General features: G+C 64.7%; 20 protein-coding genes and 3 tRNA genes. 12 read left to right on the top strand and 11 right to left on the bottom strand.

The features are described from left to right. Window positions 1-16: 16 nt before the first annotated feature. Together B2P87_RS15685 and B2P87_RS15680 are read left to right on the top strand one after the other, a co-directional pair. Window positions 17-505, top strand: coding sequence for a molybdopterin-dependent oxidoreductase (locus tag B2P87_RS15685; protein ID WP_141892060.1), 489 nt, complete (start codon window positions 17-19; stop codon window positions 503-505). 25 nt (window positions 506-530) lie between these two features. Then, complete coding sequence (locus B2P87_RS15680) at window positions 531-3014, top strand: PAS domain-containing hybrid sensor histidine kinase/response regulator (RefSeq protein ID WP_141890150.1); 2484 nt, start codon at window positions 531-533, stop codon at window positions 3012-3014. Window positions 3015-3129: 115 nt separating this feature from the next. Here B2P87_RS15680 and B2P87_RS15675 read toward each other — a convergent pair. From B2P87_RS15675 to B2P87_RS15665, 3 genes are all read right to left on the bottom strand, one after another. Further along, a tRNA-Asn gene (locus tag B2P87_RS15675) sits at window positions 3130-3204 on the bottom strand. Window positions 3205-3482: 278 nt separating this feature from the next. Further along, window positions 3483-3557 (bottom strand) — tRNA-Asn (locus B2P87_RS15670). Window positions 3558-3625: 68 nt separating this feature from the next. Next, window positions 3626-4543 (bottom strand): MBL fold metallo-hydrolase, encoded by a 918-nt coding sequence (locus B2P87_RS15665; RefSeq protein ID WP_141890151.1) that lies wholly within the window; start codon window positions 4541-4543, stop codon window positions 3626-3628. Between the two features lie 84 nt (window positions 4544-4627). On the opposite strand from B2P87_RS15665, the gene B2P87_RS15660 reads away from it, so the two are divergent. Next, the gene (locus tag B2P87_RS15660) at window positions 4628-5947 is read left to right on the top strand and encodes an ATP-binding protein (protein WP_058288107.1); all 1320 of its coding nucleotides are present in this window, start codon (window positions 4628-4630) and stop codon (window positions 5945-5947) included. Window positions 5948-6205: 258 nt separating this feature from the next. On the opposite strand, the gene B2P87_RS15655 is transcribed toward B2P87_RS15660, so the two are convergent. Next, a tRNA-Ile gene (locus B2P87_RS15655) sits at window positions 6206-6281 on the bottom strand. A 159-nt stretch (window positions 6282-6440) separates the two neighbouring features. On the opposite strand from B2P87_RS15655, the gene purM reads away from it, so the two are divergent. Both purM and purN read left to right on the top strand, forming a co-directional pair. Beyond that, complete coding sequence (purM, locus tag B2P87_RS15650; RefSeq protein WP_141890152.1) at window positions 6441-7487, top strand: phosphoribosylformylglycinamidine cyclo-ligase; 1047 nt, start codon at window positions 6441-6443, stop codon at window positions 7485-7487. Beyond that, window positions 7484-8080, top strand: coding sequence for a phosphoribosylglycinamide formyltransferase (purN, locus tag B2P87_RS15645; protein ID WP_141890153.1), 597 nt, complete (start codon window positions 7484-7486; stop codon window positions 8078-8080). Before purM ends, purN begins: the two co-directional genes overlap by 4 nt. Here purN and B2P87_RS15640 read toward each other — a convergent pair. Continuing rightward, window positions 8077-8205 carry a hypothetical protein gene (locus B2P87_RS15640; protein ID WP_286852880.1) on the bottom strand — a complete coding sequence of 43 codons (129 nt, stop codon included), beginning with the start codon at window positions 8203-8205 and terminating at the stop codon, window positions 8077-8079. The genes purN and B2P87_RS15640 overlap by 4 nt on opposite strands. A gap of 286 nt (window positions 8206-8491) precedes the next feature. On the opposite strand from B2P87_RS15640, the gene rnd reads away from it, so the two are divergent. Next, window positions 8492-9649 (top strand): ribonuclease D, encoded by a 1158-nt coding sequence (gene rnd, locus B2P87_RS15635; protein WP_141890154.1) that lies wholly within the window; start codon window positions 8492-8494, stop codon window positions 9647-9649. Between the two features lie 75 nt (window positions 9650-9724). On the opposite strand, the gene B2P87_RS15630 is transcribed toward rnd, so the two are convergent. Next, window positions 9725-10225, bottom strand: a complete 501-nt coding sequence (locus B2P87_RS15630; RefSeq protein ID WP_260009553.1) for a hypothetical protein — start codon at window positions 10223-10225, stop codon at window positions 9725-9727. A gap of 147 nt (window positions 10226-10372) precedes the next feature. Here B2P87_RS15630 and B2P87_RS15625 point away from each other — a divergent pair, with 147 nt between their 5' ends. Next, window positions 10373-10783, top strand: a complete 411-nt coding sequence (locus B2P87_RS15625; protein WP_008555164.1) for a SufE family protein — start codon at window positions 10373-10375, stop codon at window positions 10781-10783. A 47-nt stretch (window positions 10784-10830) separates the two neighbouring features. Here B2P87_RS15625 and B2P87_RS15620 read toward each other — a convergent pair whose 3' ends face one another. Together B2P87_RS15620 and B2P87_RS15615 are read right to left on the bottom strand one after the other, a co-directional pair. After that, on the bottom strand, window positions 10831-11559 hold the full coding sequence (locus B2P87_RS15620) for a DUF1638 domain-containing protein (RefSeq protein ID WP_141890156.1): 729 nt from the start codon (window positions 11557-11559) through the stop codon (window positions 10831-10833). A 1-nt stretch (window position 11560) separates the two neighbouring features. Next, window positions 11561-12259, bottom strand: coding sequence for a corrinoid protein (locus B2P87_RS15615; protein WP_058286688.1), 699 nt, complete (start codon window positions 12257-12259; stop codon window positions 11561-11563). A 222-nt stretch (window positions 12260-12481) separates the two neighbouring features. Here B2P87_RS15615 and B2P87_RS15610 point away from each other — a divergent pair, with 222 nt between their 5' ends. Together B2P87_RS15610 and B2P87_RS15605 are read left to right on the top strand one after the other, a co-directional pair. Continuing rightward, the gene (locus B2P87_RS15610; protein ID WP_141890157.1) at window positions 12482-13561 is read left to right on the top strand and encodes a PA0069 family radical SAM protein; all 1080 of its coding nucleotides are present in this window, start codon (window positions 12482-12484) and stop codon (window positions 13559-13561) included. Between the two features lie 73 nt (window positions 13562-13634). Further along, a complete protein-coding gene (locus tag B2P87_RS15605) occupies window positions 13635-13913 on the top strand; it encodes an acylphosphatase (RefSeq protein WP_141890158.1) in 279 nt (92 codons plus the stop codon). 107 nt (window positions 13914-14020) lie between these two features. Here B2P87_RS15605 and bmt read toward each other — a convergent pair whose 3' ends face one another. The 3 genes from bmt to B2P87_RS15590 form a co-directional block, all read right to left on the bottom strand. Further along, a complete protein-coding gene (gene bmt, locus B2P87_RS15600; RefSeq protein ID WP_141890159.1) occupies window positions 14021-15043 on the bottom strand; it encodes a betaine--homocysteine S-methyltransferase in 1023 nt (340 codons plus the stop codon). A gap of 67 nt (window positions 15044-15110) precedes the next feature. Further along, window positions 15111-16997 carry a phosphatidylglycerol lysyltransferase domain-containing protein gene (locus tag B2P87_RS15595; protein ID WP_141890160.1) on the bottom strand — a complete coding sequence of 629 codons (1887 nt, stop codon included), beginning with the start codon at window positions 16995-16997 and terminating at the stop codon, window positions 15111-15113. A gap of 240 nt (window positions 16998-17237) precedes the next feature. Further along, window positions 17238-17555: a DUF1476 domain-containing protein gene (locus B2P87_RS15590; protein ID WP_141890161.1), complete on the bottom strand. Its 318-nt coding sequence runs from the start codon at window positions 17553-17555 to the stop codon at window positions 17238-17240. A gap of 272 nt (window positions 17556-17827) precedes the next feature. Here B2P87_RS15590 and purC point away from each other — a divergent pair, with 272 nt between their 5' ends. From purC to purQ, 3 genes are all read left to right on the top strand, one after another. Next, window positions 17828-18589, top strand: coding sequence for a phosphoribosylaminoimidazolesuccinocarboxamide synthase (purC, locus tag B2P87_RS15585; RefSeq protein WP_008555976.1), 762 nt, complete (start codon window positions 17828-17830; stop codon window positions 18587-18589). A gap of 102 nt (window positions 18590-18691) precedes the next feature. Next, window positions 18692-18922, top strand: a complete 231-nt coding sequence (gene purS, locus B2P87_RS15580) for a phosphoribosylformylglycinamidine synthase subunit PurS (RefSeq protein WP_027243772.1) — start codon at window positions 18692-18694, stop codon at window positions 18920-18922. Further along, the gene (gene purQ / locus B2P87_RS15575; protein ID WP_141890162.1) at window positions 18922-19590 is read left to right on the top strand and encodes a phosphoribosylformylglycinamidine synthase subunit PurQ; all 669 of its coding nucleotides are present in this window, start codon (window positions 18922-18924) and stop codon (window positions 19588-19590) included. The genes purS and purQ overlap by 1 nt, the downstream gene beginning before the upstream one ends. Window positions 19591-19601: the final 11 nt, after the last annotated feature.

Below are 19601 nucleotides of genomic sequence, written 5' to 3'. Positions count from 1 at the left end.
GCTGGAAATGAGAGGGATGATGTCACGGGCCGCGGCGCTGGCTGCGATGGTGGTCATAACCTGTGCCGCCGCCGTTTTTGCGGGCGAAGAGCCGAAGGTGCTGCTGTCGGTGCGCATGGAAGGCGCGGCTGAGCCTTCGGCGCAGTACACGATCGCGGATCTGCGCGCGCTTGATCCCGTCACCTTTGAGACGGAGACCATCTGGACCACCGGTCCGCAGCAGTTCACCGGCGTGCCGCTGACTGTTCTGATGGAGCGGATGGGGGTCAGCGGCGGTCAGCTGGTGGCGCATGCGGTGAACAACTACTCGGTCGAAATCCCGGTTTCCGACGCGGTTGTGGGCGGCCCGATTGTCGCCTTTGAACGCAATGGCGCGGAAATGTCGCTGCGCAACAAGGGGCCGCTGTGGGTGGTTTACCCCTACGACAGCAATCCCGACTACCGGACGGAGGAGGTCTATTCGCGCAGCATCTGGCAGCTGGACCGCATCGTGATCCGGCCGTGACCGGCGGGCAGGGGGCCGGCAGCTGATGCTTCACGGGTTTCCCTCTGTGCCGCGCTGGGTTCTGGCCCTGGTGCTGGCCGTCGCTGCGGCGCTGGCGGCGCAGTCGGTGCGGCTGGGCCATCAGGTTCTGCAGGAGCTGGACAAGCTGTCGACCGCGGCCACCGACAACATGCAATGGAACCTGTCCCAGGCCGAGGTGGAGCATCTGAAGCTGCAGACCGCGGTGCTGACGGCGCGCAAGGCTGAGGATCTGCCCCGGCTGCGGCGCCAGTTTGACATTTACTACAGCCGGATCGCGACCTTCCGCGAAAGCCCGCTGTTCGAGGACCTGCGCAGCAGCCAGGGCGGGGCGGGCCTGTTGCAGCAGATGCAGGACCGTCTGGATCGGATGGCGGCCGTAGTGGACAGCGGCGATCAGGCGCTTTTGAACGGTTTGCTGGAACTGGCGGCGGAACTGAACGCAAACAGCAAGGACGTGCGCGAGCTGGCGTTGTTCGGGGTTGTCCTGCAGGTGGACGATACCAAGGACAAGCGGCTGCAGCTTTTCACCATCCTTTACCGGCTGGGCTGGGTGGTCCTGGCTTTGGTGCTGGCGCTGGCGCTGGCGGCGCTGCTGCTTGGGCGGCTGTACCGCAAGGGGCGTGAGATGGCGATCGAACGCAGCCGGGCTGCGGCGCAGATGGAGGCGATGATTGCCTCCTCGCTGGACGCGATCCTGGTGGTCGGCGCCGACGGGCGGATCCAGGCCTTTAACGGTGCGGCGGAATCGGTCTTTGGCTACAGCCGCGATGAGGCGGTCGGCCAGCCGATGGTTAACCTGATCGTACCGGACCATTTGCAGGAGGCGCATAAGGCCGGCATGAGGCGCTTTTTGCGAACCGGTGAGACGCGGGTTGCAGGCAAGGGGCGGCTGCAGCTGGAGGCGCGGCGCAAATCCGGCGAGCTGTTCCCGGTGGAGCTGTCCGTTTCGGTCAGTCAGTCCGGTTCCGAAATGGTGTTTGTCAGCTTCCTGCGCGACATTTCGGAGCGGATCGAGGTGGAAGAAGAACTGCGGCGGGCGCGGGATGACGCCTTGGCGGGCGAGCGGGCCAAGCACAACCTTTTGACGGTCATGAGTCATGAGATGCGCACGCCGCTGACCGGGGTTCTGGGGGCCATCGACCTGATTGAGGGCACCGGGCTGACACAGGAGCAGCGCCGCTATCTGCGGGCCATGCGGGTTTCCGGCGAATTGCTGCTGCATCACGTCAATGACGTGCTGGAGCTGTCGCGGCTGGAGTCCGGTGCCGATTCTGAAAAACTTCGGATATTCGATCTGGATGAGCTGGTGAGCGGCCTGGTCGAGAGCCAGCAGGCCAGCGCCAAGGGCCAGGGAATCGACCTGTCGCTGCATTGCAGCCTGGGGGGGAAACCGGTGGTCGCCGGCCGCCCCCGCGCCGTTCAGCAGGTGCTGTTGAACCTGATCGGCAACGCCCTGAAATTCACCAGAGAGGGTGCTGTCAGCGTTGACGTGATGCGTCTGCCCGACGGTGAAACGGTGGAATTCAGCGTCGCAGACACTGGCCAGGGCATCGCGCCGGAGGATCTGGACCGGATCTTTGAGGACTTTATCACGCTGGACGCCAGCTATGGCCGCGGCAGCGAGGGCACCGGCCTGGGGCTGGCGATCACCAAGCGCCTGGTGGAGGCGATGGGCGGCACCATAACCTGCGAGAGCGAGCCGGGCGAGGGCAGCCTGTTCACCATTTCGCTGGCGCTGCCCCCCGCCAAGGCGCCTCCGCTGCAGGCCGAACAGGACAAGCCGCGGAACAAGGGCGCCTGCCGTCTGCTGATCGCGGAGGACAATGACATCAACCGCGAGCTGCTGGCGACGCTGCTGAGCCAGGAGGGCCATCAAGTTACTGCGGTGCCGGGCGGTGCCGAGGCGGTGGAGGCGGCCGAAGGGGGGCGCTTCGATCTGATTCTGATGGATATCAGCATGCCGGAGGTGGACGGTATTGAGGCGCTGCGCCGGATCCGCGCCGGGCAGTTTGCCGAAGGGACCGATATCGTTGCGCTGACGGCCCATGCTGCGGCCGAGGATCACGCCCGCATTCTGGAGGCTGGCTTTGCCGAAGTGCTGACCAAGCCGGTCAACAAGGCGGAGCTTGCCGATGTGATTGCGCGCCGGGCTGGAGGCGGGGTCAAGGCGCTGCCCAGAATCGAGTCCGACATCCACCAGTTCTTCGAGGCCCTGGGGGCGGAGCGGGCGCGCAGTTTCCTGGTGTTGTTCTGCGATGAGGTGACCCAGCTGCAGGACACGCTGCAGACCTCCACGGCGCTGGAGGACCCGCAGCGCAAGGAGGCGCACAGGCTGGCAGGTTCGGCTGCGGTGCTGGGGCTGTCGGATCTGCGCCGCGCAATGCTGGCTATCGAAAAGGCAGAGCTGGGAGAGGATCCGCCGCTGGCACTCTTCCAGCAGGCCTGGGCCAGTGCCGAAATGATCCTGGCACCGCACCTGCCCTCGTGACAGGGGGGGCGGCAAACCCTGGCGGGGCACTGGGAAAGGGCAAGGGCAGAAAAGCCGAAGCGGCCGCGCTAAACCAAAAGGGGACAAAGCATCGCTGCTTTGACCCCTGGAAATCTGGCTCCGGCGGTAGGGATCGAACCTACGACCAATTGATTAACAGTCAACTGCTCTACCGCTGAGCTACGCCGGAATGTGAGGCGTCGTATAAGAGTTCCAACCTGGGGCGTCCAGAGGAAAATTTGCTTTTGGGGCGATTTTTTTGCGCCCGCTTTCCGGCCGGGTATGCAGGCCTTCGCGGGGCGGAAATCCGGACGCTTCGGGACGGCAGAAGGGGCAGGGGCGGCGGCAGAGCTGGCGATTGGACTCTGCGGCAAGCCGGCCGTGGCGGGCCGGAATACACTGGCAGAAAGCACAGGCAAGAACCAGCGCTGAACAGCCTAAAGACCTGTTTTCAGGTGTTTTTGAAAATGGCTCCGGCGGTAGGGATCGAACCTACGACCAATTGATTAACAGTCAACTGCTCTACCGCTGAGCTACGCCGGAACGGTTCGTGCCGTATAGCGGTCCGCTGATTGGGCGTCCAGAGGGCGGAGGGATTTTTTTGAAAAAAATCAGCCGCCGCGCCGCGCAAAGACGGCTGCGGCGGACAGGGTTTCCTGCGGTGCTGCCAAGCCGCGGCCGCTGAGGTCCACGAGATGGGCAAAGACGTTGCGCTCCGCCGCCTTCAGCAGGGCAGGCGGGGTTTCGGTGTAGATCTGCTCCGCCAGGGCGCGCGCGGTGGCGGGGGCTTGCCCCAGCGCCTGCAGAATCGCAGCCTCGCGCGATTGGCGGTGCGCAATCAGCCAGTCGAGCCGCCCGGCGGGATCTGTGACCGGCGCGCCGTGGCCGGGGTGGAACACCCGCCAGCTGCGCTGGCGCAGGCGGCGGCAGGAGTCCATGAAATCGGTAAGGTCGCCATCCGGCGGCGACACCAGCGAACTGGCCCAGCCCATCACGTGATCCGCAGTGAAGCAGGCATCATTCCAGGCCAGCGCAATATGGTTGCCCAGGTGGCCGGGCGTGTGAATCACCTCCAGTTCCCAGCCATCGCCGCCGATCACGTCGCTGTCGCGGACGGTGATGTCCGGGGCAAACTCTGTGTCGATGCCTTCGCCGCCTTCGGCCAGCCCGCTGGCGGCCAGCCAGGACATAACGGCGCTGCGGCCCGCGCCCGCGCCGCCAAAGGCATAGACCGGCGCGCCGGTGGCCTGGCTCAGGCCGCGCGCCAGCGGGGAGTGGTCCAGATGGCTGTGGGTCACGACAATATGGGTGATCCGCTGACCGGGCTGGACGGCGGCGAGAATCGCCTCCAGATGCGGTGCGCACTCCGGCCCCGGGTCGATCACGGCCAGGCTGCCGGTGCCGATCAGATAGGTATTGGTGCCGCGAAAGGTCATCGGAGAAGGATTCGGCGCAAGGATGCGGCGCAGGCCGGGCTCCAGCTCCACGGCGCGGCCGGGCTGCGGATTAAAGTCGTCTGCTGAATTCATGGTCTTGCACCGCTGTTGTTTTCCTGCACTGATGCGCCGCCGGACCGTCTTTTCTCTTTTCCTGGCGCCCTATAGGCTTAGCCCATGTCCTTCAATTGGCTCAAACGTTATATGCCGCGCAGCCTTTACGCCCGGGCGGCCCTGATCCTGGTGGTGCCGATCGTGGCGCTGCAGATCGTGGTCTCGGTTGTGTTCATCAAGCGGGATCTGGAGGACGTGACCGTGCAGATGACCGCCACCATCCAGCGCGAGCTGGAACTGCTGCGGCAGGTGGCGGAAGCGGCGCCGGATCAGGAGACGGCGCTGGCACAGATGGCGCCGCTGCTGCAGCCGCTGAACATGCAGGCGCGGTATCTGGCGCCCGGGGCGCCGCTCCCAAAGGACCAGTTCAGCCTGATCGAGTTTTCCGGCCGGGTGGTGCGCGACGAGCTGGAGAAAACCTTCCCGGGGTTCCTGGCGGCACGGTTTCCGGCGGACCGCAGGGCGCTGGTCTATTTCGGCACCGCGCACGGGCTGGTCGAGCTGAGCTTTGACCGCCGCCGCCTGACCGCCGCGGCACCGCATCAGCTGATTGTCACCATGCTGCTGTTTGGCTTCCTGATGATGCTGATCTCCTTTCTGTACATGCGCAACCAGCTGCGCCCGATCAAGCGGCTGGCCGATGCCGCAGAGGCCTTTGGCCGCGGGCGGGTGGTGCCGTACTCGCCCAGCGGCGCCACAGAGGTGCGCGCGGCCGGCAGCGCGTTTCTGGATATGCGGGCCCGGATCGAGCGGCAGATCGAACAGCGCACGCTGATGCTGTCCGGCGTGAGCCATGACCTGCGCACGCCGCTGACGCGGATGAAGCTGGAGCTGGCGATGCTGGACGAGGAAGACGCCGCGCCGATGCTGCGCGATGTCGACGAGATGCAGGCGCTGCTGGATGCGTTCCTGGATTTTTCCCGCGGTTCCGCGGTGAGTGAGCCGGAACCGGTGGACCCCCACGACCTGGTCCGCACCATCATTGCCGACTGGCAGCGTCAGGAAAACCAGGTGGCATTGGGCGAGATGAGCGGAGCAGGCGAAGTGCTGCTGCGGCGCCAGCCGGTGCGCCGGGCGGTGGAAAACCTGATTTCCAATGCCGTGCGCTATGGCACCAGGGCGCGGGTGTCGGTGGCGCTGACAGAGCGGTCCTTGCGCATCCGGGTCGAAGATGACGGTCCCGGCATCCCGCCAGAGCAGCGCGGCGATGCGATCCGGCCCTTTACCCGGCTGGATCCGGCCCGCAATCAGAACCGCGGCTCGGGTGTCGGCCTTGGGCTGGCGATTGTGGCGGACACTGCCCGCGCCCATGGCGGCACGCTGCGGCTGGGGGAAAGCGCCGACTTGGGCGGCTTGCAGGCCGATATCGTCATCGCGCGCTGATCCGGCGGCCAGGGGGACGTCCTGTTGGAGGTATCCCTGGTGCCCCGCGGCTGCCAGTCCTGACGCAAAACGGTGTTGAAAGACCTGCCGTGTCTCAGACCGAACCGTTCACCAGCTACCGCCGCGGTCTGGAACGCCCGGCTGCGCATCTCACAGCTATCACGCCGCACGCGGGGTGCATCTGCGGGTGCGGCAGCGGGGGGATTGGGTCCGGCGCGCGGAGATTGCAGGCCGCGTCAGGTGCTGTGGCGGATGATCTGGTAGGCCCGGCAGGATTCGAACCTGCAACCAAAGCGTTATGAGCGCTCTGCTCTAACCGTTGAGCTACAGGCCCGCCATTGTCCTGTGGTTAGAAAATGGCGCGCGGGAGGTCAAGCGGCGATTGCATCGCGGTGCTGCGGCCGCGGCCTTCTGTGCCGGGATGCAATCGCTTGTTTCCTTCTCTTCCGCCTTGCGCTAAAGGCTGCCGCAACGTGTTGGAAGGAGCCAAATGATGACCAGCGGCAAGAACGGCCTGACCTATGCAGACGCAGGTGTGGACATTGATGCGGGCAACGCCCTGGTCGACCGGATCAAGCCGGCCGCCAAGCGTACCAACCGCCCCGGCGTGGCCAGCGGGCTGGGCGGATTTGGCGCTCTGTTCGATCTGAAAGCCGCCGGTTACAGCGATCCGATCCTGGTCGGCGCCACCGATGGTGTCGGCACCAAACTGCGGATCGCGATCGACACCGGCGTGGTGGATGGCGTTGGCATCGACCTGGTGGCGATGTGCGTCAACGACCTGGTGTGCCAGGGCGCTGAGCCGCTGTTCTTCCTCGACTATTTCGCCACCGGAAAACTGGAAACCGACACTGCTGCCCGCATCATCGAGGGCATTGCCGAGGGCTGCGTGCGCTCCGGCTGCGCGTTGATCGGCGGAGAAACGGCAGAGATGCCGGGCATGTACCCCGAAGGCGATTTTGACCTTGCAGGCTTTGCCGTGGGCGCGATGGAGCGCGGCTCTGCGCTGCCTGAAGGCGTGGTCGAGGGCGACGTGCTGCTGGGGCTGGCGTCCGACGGCGTGCATTCCAATGGCTATTCCCTGGTGCGCAAGCTGGTCGAGGTCTCCGGGCTGGGCTGGGATGCGGACTGCCCGTTTGGCGAAGGCACTCTGGGCGCGGCGCTGCTGACCCCGACGCGTCTCTATGTGAAGCAGTGCCTGGCGGCGGTGCGGGCAGGCGGCGTGCATGCGCTGGCCCATATCACCGGCGGCGGCCTGACCGAGAATCTGCCGCGCGTGCTGCCCGAGGACCTGGGCGCCGACATCGACCTGAACGCCTGGGACCTGCCGCCCGTGTTCAAATGGATGGCAGAGACCGGCGGCATTGCCGAAGCAGAAATGCTCAAGACCTTCAACTGCGGCATTGGCATGATCCTGTCGGTCGCGGCGGACCGCGCCGATGAGCTGGTGAAGGTGCTGGAAGCCGAAGGCGAGACAGTGGCCCGTCTGGGCACCGTCACCAAAGGCGCCGGCATGCGCTATGCGGGCAAGCTGCTGTGAGCCACAAGAAGGTCGCGATCTTGATATCCGGCGGCGGCTCCAACATGGTGTCGCTGCTGGAGAGCATGACCGGCGGCCATCCGGCGCGGGCCTGTCTGGTACTGTCCAACAACGCAAGTGCCGGCGGGCTGGCCAAGGCCGCTGCCGCAGGTGTGGCCACTGCCGTGGTGGACCACCGCCCCTTTCAGGGCGACCGGGCGGCCTTTGAGGCTGAGCTGGTGAAACCCATTTTCGAGGCCGGTGCGGATATTGTCTGTCTGGCCGGTTTCATGCGGGTTCTGACCGCCGGGTTCGTGTCGCAGTTCGAAGGCCGGATGCTGAACATTCACCCCTCGCTGCTGCCGAAATACAAAGGGTTGCACACTCACGCCCGCGCGCTTGAGGCGGGCGACGCGGAGCATGGCTGCACCGTGCATGAGGTGACGCCGCGCCTGGACGACGGCCCGGTGCTGGGCCAGGCCAGGGTGCCGGTTCTGCCCGGCGACACGCCGGAAACGCTGGCGGCGCGGGTGCTGGTGCAGGAGCACAAGCTGTACCCGGCCGTGCTGCGCCGCTTTGCCGCTGGCGACAAAACCCCGGTCCAGCTGCCCTAGCGCCGTTCCTGCACGGCTGCGCTGTTGCCGTGCCAATCCAGCAGATCCTTCGGCGGGGCCGGGGCCAGAAGCGCGGGCAGGCTCAGAAGCAATAGCAAAGCAGCAGCAGCCAGCAGCGGAATCATCCCGCGATGCGGCGCAGTTCCTGCAGTTTTTGCGGCGGAAAAGTCGAGTGAAGTCATCGGTCATTCTCCTGTTTGCGATGCACACCTAATCTAGGGGCTGCACTTACATCAGGGAAATGAATGTTTGACGACAGTATTATCACAAACAGTGAATTCAGGGGCGCCGGTACGCCAGCGGCTGTGCCGCTTGCAGCACAAATCCACGGCGGCAGCGGCACCTGTTTGCATTGCCCGGAACAAGCGCGTATCACGTCCCGGCCCACGTGAGATTGAAAAGCGGTAATTGATGAAAACCCTGACCACGACCGAAGAACTGCAGGCCTTTTGCGATGCCGCCGCACAGCATCCCTATGTCACTGTGGATACCGAATTTCTGCGCGAGCGGACCTATTATTCCAAGCTTTGCCTGATTCAGCTGGCCTTTGCCGGCGATGGTGAAAACGACGCTGTGCTGGTTGACCCGCTGGCCGAGGGCATCTCGCTGGAGCCGCTTTATGCGCTGTTTCGCGACGAAAGCGTGGTTAAGGTGTTCCATGCCGCACGTCAGGACCTCGAGATCTTCTGGGTCGATGCGAGCGTCTTTCCCAAGCCTCTGTTTGACACTCAGGTTGCGGCAATGGTCTGCGGCTTTGGCGAGCAGGCGGGGTATGAAACCCTGGTGCGCAAGATCGTCAAGCAGGGGCTGGACAAGACCTCGCGCTTTACCGACTGGTCGCGCCGCCCGCTGAGCGAGGCGCAGAAGACATATGCGCTGGCGGATGTGACCCATCTGCGCAAGATCTACGAATTCCTGGCGGCCGAGCTGGACAAGAGCGGCCGGTCCCACTGGGTCGCGGAAGAGCTGCAAGTGCTGACCGATCCGGCAACGTATGACATCCAGCCGCAGGAGGCCTGGCAGCGGGTCAAGACCCGCACCAACTCGGGCAAGTTCCTGGCGGTGGTGCGCGAGCTGGCGGCGTTCCGCGAGATTTACGCGCAGAGCAACAACGTGCCGCGCAACCGGGTGTTCAAGGATGACGCGCTGGTGGAGCTGGCCTCGACCAAGCCGCGCACTGCGGCGGAGCTGGGCGGCTCTCGTCTGCTGCTGCGCGAGGCCCGCAAAGGCGCGATTGCCGAGGGCATCCTGGAGGCGGTGGCCAAGGGCGTCAGCTGCCCGGCGGAGAAGTTCCCCCGCCTGGACCGCAGCAGGGAGAAGCTGCAGGTGAACCCGGCGCTGGCAGACCTGCTTCGGGTGCTCCTGAAGGCCAAGACCGAGGCCGAGGGCGTTGCGGCCAAGCTGATCGCGCCGAGCGCCGATCTGGATGCCATCGCTGCGGGCCTGCGGGATGTGCCGGCCCTTAGCGGCTGGCGCCGCGAGGTGTTCGGTGCCGATGCGCTGCGGCTTTGCGAGGGCAAGATCGGCCTTGCCGCCAACGGCCAGGCGGTACAGGTGGTGGAGCTGTAAAGAGCTCTCACCTGCGCAAAAGAAACGCCCGCAAACGCGGGCGTTTTTTGTTTCAGTCCTTTACAGCGTTAAGGATCAGCGCCGGCGGCTTTCCCGTGCGTTCTCCGCGCCGTTCACCCGGACCAGGCGGATTGCCTCAAGATCCTCATTGGACAGCGTGCGGGCCGCGTGAAGCGTCCGGCTGAATTCGCTGCCCTTCAGGGTTGCTTCCTCCGGATAGACCACCCGGAAGTCATAGGCCAGAACGCCGTCCTCTGCTGTTTCAGCCTTGCGCAGCTCGACATCAAACGCGCCCTGGCGCGCAGCAACGCCGGAGGCGTGAATGATGGCCCCGGAGGCGGTGCGCTCAATCTGCAGCCCGGTGACCTGGCTGATCAGGACGCTTTTGTCCTCTGGCGGCTTCTTGGCGAAAATCCCGCGCGCGTTGCTTTCTTGCGGCAGCAGCGGATTGGTGCCCTGCGGCACCGTTGCCTCTGCGGGGGCCGATCTGCCGAACCAGTTGGTGGGGTTGACCCGCGAGTCTTTCCAGCCGCCGCAGCCGGCCAGACCCAGCGCTGCGGCCAATGTGAGAGCCAATGGTTTGTGCATCTGTCCCCGCCCATTCAAAATGTCTTTGCAAGGGATTACCCGATTGGCCGAAGCTTGAAAAGCGGTTGAAATGGTGCGGGCAGGGGCTTAGGTGCTGATCAGCCCCGGAATGCGGATTTTGAGGATGGACGGACGATGGCCACAGCCGCCTTTGAAGAGATCGTGGAAGACTTCGAGTTCATGGAGGACTGGGAGGACCGTTACCGCCATGTGATCGACCTGGGCAAGGCGATGGAGCCGCTGGACGACGCGCTGAAGGTGCCCGCCACCAAGGTCGACGGCTGCGCCAGCCAGGTGTGGCTGCATGCGACGGTCGAGGGCGGGGTGTTCCGGTTCGACGGCGACAGCGACGCAATGATTGTGCGCGGTCTGATCGCGGTGCTGCGCAAGCTGTATAACGGTTTGCCCCTGCAGCAGGTGGTGTCGGTGGACGCCAAGGCGGAACTGGGCCGGCTGGAGCTGAATGAGCATCTGTCCTCGCAGCGCTCCAATGGCCTCAGGGCAATGATCGAGCGGATCCGCGAAACCGCGATGGCGCAGGCCTGAGGCTGACCGGGGCGAGGGGCCGGCCCCTCGCGCTCCCCGGGATATTTTCAGCCAGAAGAAGAGGAACCCTTGGCCCAGGCGGTCAGGGATGTTTCCAGATCGCCATAGCCGGTGTGGCGGTGCTCGAACTCCAGCCCCATGCGGTCTGCGCATGCGCGGGCCTTTTCCATCAGCTTGGGGTCGCTGGTCTGCGACTGGTAGATCAGCTTGGTGTAGTTGCCGAACACCATGTCCCGCAGCTCCGGATTCTTGTCGAGGCCCATCGGGCGCCAGACGAAAGCGTCGAACTGCTTGACCAGGAAATCGGTGAGGTAGAAGGCGGTGATTTCGCCTTCTTCCGAATGGCGGGCGAAGATCTCGTTGCCCTCGAAGAAGGAATAGCAATGCGGGCCTGCCACCATCTCGACGCCCAGCTCGGCGCATTTGCGCTCCAGCGCGCCGCCGGTGCCGCAATCGGCATAAACCACAAATATCTTGTCATAGACGGCTGAATGCTTGGCCACGGCGCCGTCGATGGCGTCCACAATCTGCTCCGGATAGAGGTGCAACTTGGCAGGCAGGCAGGTGAGGTCGATGTGATCCAGCCCGTTTTTCTCATTGATGTCAATGATTTCACGCGCAAGCGCGCCGCAGGCGATCAGCAGGATGCGGCCGGTCTTCTTTTCAGGGGCGGCCAGGCCCTGTTCGGTGAGGGAGCTTTCCTCAAGTGTCCGCCCGGTGGGGGGGCGGAAGGCAGCCCGCTCTGTCAAGCGGGCTGCGCGTCCTTTGCGTGCCAAATCAGGCGCTCATCGCGTTGTGCTTGCGCGCGACGAAATCCTTGGCCATTTCCACGGCCACGGCTGCGTCCCGGCAATAGCCGTCGGCGCCGATTGCCTTGCCGAACTCTTCGTTCAGCGGCGCGCCGCCAACCAGCACGATGTAGTCGTCGCGCAGGCCCTGCTCGATCATGGTGTCGATGACCACTTTCATGTAGGGCATAGTGGTGGTCAGCAGAGCGGACATGCCGAGGATGTCGGGCTTATGCTCAGCCATGGCTTCCAGGTAGTTCTCGACCGGGTTGTTGATGCCGATGTCGTAAACTTCGAAGCCGGCGCCTTCCATCATCATCGACACCAGGTTCTTGCCGATGTCGTGGATGTCGCCCTTGACGGTGCCGATCACCATGGAGCCCATGCGCGGGGCGCCGGTTTCCGCCAGAAGCGGCTTCAGGATGGACATGCCGCCCTTCATCGCGTTGGCCGCCAGCAGCACTTCGGGAACGAACAGGATGCCGTCGCGGAAGTCGGCGCCGACGATGGTCATGCCGCCCACCAGAGCCTTGGTCAGGATGTCGTAAGGCGCCCAGCCGCGCTCGAGAAGGATGTTCACGCCTTCTTCGATTTCCTCTTTGAGACCATCATAGAGGTCGTCAAACATCTGCTGAACAAGTTCCTCGTCATCGAGTTCCGAGAGGATGATGTCTTCTTCGTCCGACATGCGCCTAATCCTTGCTGACGGGGATGTCCCCGGTGTTGGCCTATTTCAGAAGCTTTTGTGACAGAATGCCGCCCGCGGACTGCATTATTTGCGACATTGCCGCTGTTCTAACCGACGTATAGAGACAATTTCGGTGCAAGAATAATGAAGATTCCACATGGAAATCTTCGATTTTGGCCATTTGTTCTTTATTTGTTCCGGTGTGGCGGTTATTTTGCGCCTATGCCACAGGAATTCACGCCAGATCCCCTGCGCCGCAAAGCGCGCGCCAGCCTCAGCAATGCGGCAGGCCGCTATGATATGGTGCGCGATGCGGTCGATGACGGCTGGTTTCAGGAGACGCCGGAGGCGGTGATTCCCACCGAGGTGCGGCAGGAGGCGGCGCGGTCGATCATCACCTACAACCGGTCGCCCGATCTGCCGTTTGACCGGTCGATCAACCCGTACCGCGGGTGCGAGCATGGTTGCATATACTGCTTTGCGCGGCCCACCCATGCCTACTTGGGCCTGTCGCCGGGGATGGATTTCGAAACACGGCTGATTGCGCGGCCCAATGCGGCGGCGGTGCTTCGGCGGGAGTTGTCGGCGCCGCACTACAAGGCGGCCACTATCGCGCTTGGCACCAATACCGATCCCTACCAGCCGTGTGAGCGGAACTATGGCATCACCCGGGCCTGCCTGGAGGTGCTGCGCGATTTCAATCACCCGGTGGCAATTGTAACCAAGGGCGCATTGGTCGAGCGCGATCTCGATATCCTGGCACCGATGGCAGCGAAGGGGCTGGTGCGGGTCGGCATTTCCGTCACCACCCTGGATGCGGATCTGTCGCGCCGGATGGAGCCGCGTGCGCCACTTCCCGCCAGGCGTCTGGCCGCGATCCGGCGGCTGACGGCGGCAGGCGTGCCGGTGCGGGTGATGACTTCTCCCGTAGTGCCGGGGCTGACGGATCATGAGCTGGAGGCGCTGCTGGCCGCGGGGGCTGATGCCGGCGCCGATGCCGCAAGCTGGATCATGCTGCGGCTGCCGCGGGAGGTGTCGGAGCTGTGGCAGGAATGGCTGGCGGAACATGAGCCGGGCCGCGCCGCCAAGGTGATGGCGCGGCTGAGGGAGATGCACGGCGGGCGCGATTATGACCCGCGCTGGGGCCACAGGATGCGGGGCGAGGGCCGGTACGCCGAGATGATCGCGCAGCGTTTCAAGGCGGCCTGCAAGCGTCTGGGGTTGCGGGAGCGGACGCCGGAGCTGCGCTGCGATCTGTTCGCCCGCCCGCCGCAGCCCGGCGATCAACTGGCGTTGTTCTGATCTGTTCTTGAACCGCCGTGGCGGCGCTTCTGTGCTATGCTGGAGGTCTTCATGACGGAAAGGAAGGTGTCCAATGGCATCTGTAGCTGTGAAGGCGCGTGTCACCGGGCGCGTGCAGGGCGTGGCTTTCCGCGCCTGGGCCAGGGCGGAAGCGATGCGTCATGGGCTCACGGGCTGGGTCCGCAATGAACCTGACGGGTCCGTGCGGGCGTTGCTGATAGGGCCGTCGGCCAGTGTCGCCGACATGGTGCGCAGAATGGGCCGCGGCCTCGGGGCGGCCTCAGTGAAGGACGTTCTGACGGAGAAAACCGATCCCGACCCGGAGATCCGCGGATTCAGCATTGTCGGCTAAGCAAAGGTGAGGACCGCGGCGGTGCGGGCAACGGGAGCTAAAAAAAGCGCCGCATGCTGACATGCGGCGCCAATCCTGTTCCGGCCTTTACTGGCCTGCTGCTGTGGTCAGGGGCGGCGGCGGCCGCGGCGGCCGCGGCGCTCGCCGCCGGCTGCGGCATCCTCGCCGGTGCCATCGCTGTCAGAGGTGAAGGGGCCCAGAACCTCGACGATCTGTTCCAGTGCCGGGCGGCCGCCGCGCGGGCGGCTGTCGAGCGCCGCGCGCATGTGGCGCAGGTGGTCGGGCATGGTGCCGCAGCAGCCGCCGATGATCTTGGCGCCCGCGTCCCGGGCCATTACCGCATATTCGCCCATCAGTTCCGGGGTGCCATCGTAGTGGATGTGGCCGTCGACATATTTCGGAATGCCGGCATTGCCCTTGGAGATGATCGGGCGCTCGGTGCCCTGGGCGGCAAAGCCCAGAACGGTGCGCAGAATGTCGGAGGCGCCGGTGCCGCAGTTGGCGCCGAAGGCCAGCGGCGCGTTGTCGAATTCCTCCACCAGCTGGGCGAAATCGGCCGAGGTTACCCCCATCATGGAGCGGCCAGCGGTGTCAAAGCTCATGGTGCCGCACCAGGGCATGTCTGCCAGTTTGAAGGCCTCCGCCGCAGCGCGGAATTCCTCCGGCGCGGAAATGGTTTCCAGCCACAGCACATCAGCGCCGCCTTCTTTCAGGGCGTCGGCCTGCTCGTGGAACATCTCAACCGCCAGCGCGTGGGACATGGCGCCGACGGGTTCGAAGATTTCCCCGGTCGGACCGACGGAGCCGGCCACGGCAATCTTGCGCTCCGCCTTATCGGCCACTTCGCGGCCAAGCTCGGCGGCAATCCGGTTCAGCTCGCGCACGCGGCCCTGTGCGTCATGCAGTTTCAGGCGTGCGGCGGTGCCGCCGAAGCTGTTGGTCAGGAACAGGTCGCTGCCCGCATCGACAGAGCCCTGGTACAGCGCCATGATCTTCTTGGGTTCGTCCACGTTCCACAGTTCCGGCGCATCGCCGGACTGCAGACCCATGGCAAACAGATTGGTGCCGGTTGCGCCATCCGCCAGCAGCACATCCCTGGTGTCCAGCAGCTGTTTGAAAGTATTCGTCATCAGTTTTGTCCCATGTCAGCAGGCCGCCCCGGCGGTGCGGACGGCAAAGTGGTCTGTTTCCCCTGTCTCACGCCGGGCGGGCAAGGGCAATTTCATTTTCTTCATCTTCATTATGAGTCTGCGGCGCTGCGGCAGGCAGCACTGGCGGCGGGCGGTGCACCAGGCGCAGCAGCTCGGCAATGGATATGGCCATCTGCAACCAGCCGGGCGCTGCCATATAGCGCGGCTCCCACCGCGGGGCGAAGCACTCCTTGAACCGGCGCAGGCCGCGGTCCACGCCCTTGGCCAAGCGATGATCCGGCACCGCGGCCAGCGACAGCCGGGGGATGCCGTCCGCGGCGGCGGCGGCAATGCCTGCCCGCACCAGCGCATGGCCAGCGCCGTCGGGCACATCAGGGCGCAAGCGGATCAGGTCCAGGCACCATTCACGGGCCGAAGTGTGGAAGCTGGCAAAACCGATGAGCTGCCCCTCGCGGAAGGCCAGGATCACCTCCTGGCAGGCCAGATAGCCGGGCTCGAAGCGGCCCATCGTGGTGCCATAGGCGGTGCCATGCGCCGATTGCCAGGCGCTATCAACCTCTTGCATTTGTTCAAATGGCAGGCGGTTCACCGCGCGGTAGACGTCAATGCTCGTTTTTTCTGCGTGGCGCAGCTTGCGGCGCAGCTGGCGGCGGCTGGATCCGTTCTCGGAGAAGGCCCGCGGGTCGAGCACCGCCTCTTCGGCGATGCGCAGCACTTTCCAGCCCGACTTGCGGGCCAGAAGCGCCGTGCGCGCGCTGCATTTGTAATAGCAGGCCGCGGCGTTGCGGCGGCGGGCATGCCGCGCGAGCGGGGCAAAGGTTTCTCCGGTCAGTCCCGACAGCGGGTCGAACAGCGCCACCGAGGCCTGGGCGCTGTCCAGCAAGGCAACACGGTTCAGGCCAAAGGCGTGGACCCGGCCGCCGTTCTGGCGGATGATCCCGGTCTCTGCACAGCAGCGGTCCCAGGGCAGGGCGGCGGCCGGCTGGCTGCGGCTGCCAAGCAGATCGGTGTCGTCCACTGCTGTCTTTTGCGCTGCCAATAGACCGGGAAAGACCAGCAGAAATCCGGCGATTACTGCTGGGACGGCATAATAAATCACGCGGAAGGCCAGCAGCGCGGCGATCAGGCTGTGGTCCGGAACCGCAGGCAGCAGCGCGCAAAGCGCCAGCTCAAACGGTCCCGCCCCGCCGGGCGCGGAAGAGACAACCGCAAGGCCCAAGGCCACAGCATAGGCGGTGAGAAGCTGACCCCAGGCAACGCCGGTGCCGGACGGCAGCAGCAGCCACAGGGCCGTGCCTGCGGCAGCAACGTCGGCTGCCGCCCAAAACCCCAAGGCAGTCATCGCGGTCAGCGACGGCCAGCGCAGCTGCAGCCCGAACAGCTGGGGTTGCGGGATCAGAAAGCTGCAGGCGGCAAGCGCTGCTGCGGCCAGCAGGATCAGGGCGCCCGCCCATGCCAGGCCCGGCGCAGGCGGCGCGGCGATCAGGGACGCGCCGCAGATCACCGCCAGGGAAGCGAGAAAGGTTGCAGCAACCAGCGCGGTCAGCTGTCCTGCTTGCAGGGGCGTCAAGCCGGGCAGCAGGCGCCAGCGGGCATAGGATCCGGTGATCAGGCCAAAACCGGCGGTCTGCGAAAAGGCGATGGCGGCCATGCCGGCACGGCGCGCAGCCGGTCCGTCGAGCCCGGTGCCGAGGTGGCGGTGGGCAACGCAATCGTAACGTCCCAGCGCCCAGAAGCTGACAGCAGTGGCCAGCGCAGCGCCCGCCCATTTCCATGCCGGGAGGTCAAAGACGAGGGTGCCAAGCTCGTCCAGGGGAGGCAGGTCCGATTGCACCTGCAGAAGCCACAGGCAGCCCGCCATGACCGCAAACGGAACGGCCAGCCGAAGCAGCCGCGCGGCCGTTCTGGGGGCGGAGGATACGGAAAACGTCATGGCACTCCCGGACTGGCGCGCAACAAACACCTTGCCCGGCAGTATAGGGGATGCGGTTGTCGGTTCGGTTAACCCTTAAAATTGACGGGTGTCGGCCCGGCGGTGCCGTGCCGGAGGCAAACCGGCGCACCAAGGCAGCACGCTCCCGCCGCCGGCCTGTGCCGCACCGGGGCGGCAGGCGCCCGGACACAGGGCGGACCGGGGGTATTCCAGCCGGGCCTTTTGCCGCTGCTAGTTTGTTCAGCTCGTCTCGTTCAGGATGTCTGCCTGCGCCTGCACCAGAAGTTCCTGCAGTTTCATGCGGATCTGCTCTTCGCTGGCCCGGCTGCCCAGATCGCCGGTCAGCTTGCGCACCACGTCCTCATGGCTGGCTTCCTCAAGGTCCGCTGCCACAATCGACTGGGCATACTCATTGGCCGAGGAGCCGGTCTTGCCCAAAAGGTCAGCCGCCCACAGGCCCAGCATCTTGTTGCGGCGCGCCCGCGCCTTGAACTGCATTTCCTCATCATGCGCAAACTTGGCCTCAAAGGCCTGCTCGCGTTCGTCGAATGTTGTCATGGCTGATCCTCATTAACCTTGTGCACCTGTGGTATGATAGGAGTATGATTGCTCCCCAGGGCAAGAAAAAACAGTTCCTGATAAAGCCTTTGGGCGGATTTGTCCTAAGCAGGGCAGCGGCTGGCCGGATCCGGGTGCCGGTTCGGGGGCGGCCGCCGCAACGCCCGCGGCATGGCGGGCCTGTGCAGCAAGCTTGCGGCTGAAGCCCCCTTGCACTATGAGGGCGGCACATCGCAGGGCCGGATTCCCGGCAATGACCCGAAAGGTTCCCAATGGCGCGCCGCAAAAAAATCTACGAAGGCAAGGCAAAGACACTGTATGAAGGCCCGGAGCCGGGCACCATTGTGCAGTATTTCAAGGATGACGCCACCGCCTTCAACGCCGAAAAGCACGACGTGATCGAAGGCAAGGGAGTCCTGAACAACATCCTCAGCGAGTTCTTCATGCTGGGGCTGGGGCAGATCGGTGTGCCGACCCATTTCCTGAAGCGTCTGAACATGCGCGAGCAGCTGGTGCGCAGCTGCGAGATCATCCCGCTGGAGATCATCGTGCGCAACTATGCGGCGGGCAGCATCTCCAAGCGCCTGGGCATCGATGAGGGCACCCAGCTGCCGCGGCCGATCGTGGAATACTGCTACAAGGACGACGCCCTGGGAGATCCGCTGGTCACCGAAGAGCATATCGCCGCCTTCGGCTGGGCCAGCCAGCAGGACATGGACGATATCTTGAGCCTGGCGCTGCGGGTGAATGATTTCCTGTCTGGCGTGTTCCTGGCGGTCGGCATCCGCCTGGTCGACTTTAAGATCGAGATCGGCCGCATTTACGAGGGCGACTTCCAGCGCCTGGTGATCGCCGATGAGATCAGCCCCGACAGCTGCCGCCTGTGGGACATCAACACCGGCCAGAAGCTCGACAAGGACGTATTCCGCCGCGACCTCGGCAGTCTGACCGATGCCTACAGCGAAGTGGCGCGCCGCCTGGGCGTGATGCCGAATAACCCGCCTGCGCCGGGCAAGCCGACGCTGGTGAACTGAGATCGGGACCCGCTGCGCCTGCCGCGCCGCGGGTCCTTGAGTATTTTTAGAAAGATGAAGCCTGGATGGGGCTTCGCCATCGAAAACCTGAGGGATGATGCGATGAAGGCACGGGTGCATGTGATGCTGAAGAACGGGGTTCTGGATCCGCAGGGCGAGGCTGTGCGCCACGCGCTGGGGGCCCTGGGCTTTGACAAGGTTGAAGGTGTGCGCCAGGGCAAAGTGATTGACCTGGATCTGGCCGAAGGCGCGACCGAAGCAGATGTGACCGCGATGTGCGAGAAGCTGCTGGCCAACACCGTGATCGAATCCTACAGCATCGAGATGCAGTGATGAAGGCGGCGGTAGTAGTCTTCCCGGGTTCGAACTGCGACCGCGATCTGGCGGTGGCGTTCGAGCAGGCCGGCTTCGATGTGTCGATGGTCTGGCATAAGGACAGTGCCCTGCCTGAGGGTGTGGACATCGTTGGCGTGCCGGGCGGCTTTTCCTATGGCGACTACCTGCGCTGCGGCGCGATTGCGGCCCAGTCGCCGATCTGCAAGGCGGTGATTGAGCACGCCGAGCGCGGCGGCTATGCCATTGGCGTCTGCAACGGTTTCCAGATCCTGACCGAAACCGGCGTGCTGCCGGGAGCGCTGCTGCGAAATGCAGGCCTGAAATACATTTGCCGCACCGTGAACCTTAAGGTGGCGACCTCTGACAGCGTCTTTACCCAAGGCTACAATGCGGGTGATGTGATCGGGGTCCCGATTGCCCACCACGACGGCAACTATTTCGCCGATGCGGACACCGTCAAGGCGCTGCAGGACCAGGACCGGGTGGCCTTCACCTATGAAGACAACCCCAATGGCTCGGTCGCGGACATTGCCGGCATCCTGTCGGACAACCGCCGCGTTCTCGGCATGATGCCGCACCCGGAGCGGGCTGCGGATGAGGGTCATGGCGGCACCGACGGTGCGGCAGTGTTCCGCGCATTGGCGGGAATGGTCACCGCGGCGTGACTTGAGGATGC

The sequence above is a fragment of the Leisingera sp. UBA4491 genome (assembly GCF_002388965.1).
Classification (GTDB): domain Bacteria; phylum Pseudomonadota; class Alphaproteobacteria; order Rhodobacterales; family Rhodobacteraceae; genus Leisingera; species Leisingera aquaemixtae.
The sequence above is the reverse complement of the archived record's forward strand: the minus strand, read 5'-3'. Positions and strand labels throughout refer to the sequence as shown.

What these genes read in the sequence shown, in the direction of transcription:
- B2P87_RS15625 (WP_008555164.1), top strand. Translation starts at nt 10,373, where the DNA reads ATGGCCACAGCCGCCTTTGAAGAGATCGTGGAAGACTTCGAGTTCATG.
- B2P87_RS15595 (WP_141890160.1), bottom strand. Translation starts at nt 16,997, where the DNA reads ATGACGTTTTCCGTATCCTCCGCCCCCAGAACGGCCGCGCGGCTGCTT.
- bmt (WP_141890159.1), bottom strand. Translation starts at nt 15,043, where the DNA reads ATGACGAATACTTTCAAACAGCTGCTGGACACCAGGGATGTGCTGCTG.
- B2P87_RS15590 (WP_141890161.1), bottom strand. Translation starts at nt 17,555, where the DNA reads ATGACAACATTCGACGAACGCGAGCAGGCCTTTGAGGCCAAGTTTGCG.
- B2P87_RS15640 (WP_286852880.1), bottom strand. Translation starts at nt 8,205, where the DNA reads ATGATTCCGCTGCTGGCTGCTGCTGCTTTGCTATTGCTTCTGAGCCTG.
- B2P87_RS15615 (WP_058286688.1), bottom strand. Translation starts at nt 12,259, where the DNA reads ATGTCGGACGAAGAAGACATCATCCTCTCGGAACTCGATGACGAGGAA.
- B2P87_RS15610 (WP_141890157.1), top strand. Translation starts at nt 12,482, where the DNA reads ATGCCACAGGAATTCACGCCAGATCCCCTGCGCCGCAAAGCGCGCGCC.
- purS (WP_027243772.1), top strand. Translation starts at nt 18,692, where the DNA reads ATGAAGGCACGGGTGCATGTGATGCTGAAGAACGGGGTTCTGGATCCG.
- B2P87_RS15605 (WP_141890158.1), top strand. Translation starts at nt 13,635, where the DNA reads ATGGCATCTGTAGCTGTGAAGGCGCGTGTCACCGGGCGCGTGCAGGGC.
- rnd (WP_141890154.1), top strand. Translation starts at nt 8,492, where the DNA reads ATGAAAACCCTGACCACGACCGAAGAACTGCAGGCCTTTTGCGATGCC.
- B2P87_RS15660 (WP_058288107.1), top strand. Translation starts at nt 4,628, where the DNA reads ATGTCCTTCAATTGGCTCAAACGTTATATGCCGCGCAGCCTTTACGCC.
- B2P87_RS15685 (WP_141892060.1), top strand. Translation starts at nt 17, where the DNA reads ATGATGTCACGGGCCGCGGCGCTGGCTGCGATGGTGGTCATAACCTGT.
- purM (WP_141890152.1), top strand. Translation starts at nt 6,441, where the DNA reads ATGACCAGCGGCAAGAACGGCCTGACCTATGCAGACGCAGGTGTGGAC.
- B2P87_RS15665 (WP_141890151.1), bottom strand. Translation starts at nt 4,543, where the DNA reads ATGAATTCAGCAGACGACTTTAATCCGCAGCCCGGCCGCGCCGTGGAG.
- B2P87_RS15680 (WP_141890150.1), top strand. Translation starts at nt 531, where the DNA reads ATGCTTCACGGGTTTCCCTCTGTGCCGCGCTGGGTTCTGGCCCTGGTG.
- purC (WP_008555976.1), top strand. Translation starts at nt 17,828, where the DNA reads ATGGCGCGCCGCAAAAAAATCTACGAAGGCAAGGCAAAGACACTGTAT.
- purQ (WP_141890162.1), top strand. Translation starts at nt 18,922, where the DNA reads ATGAAGGCGGCGGTAGTAGTCTTCCCGGGTTCGAACTGCGACCGCGAT.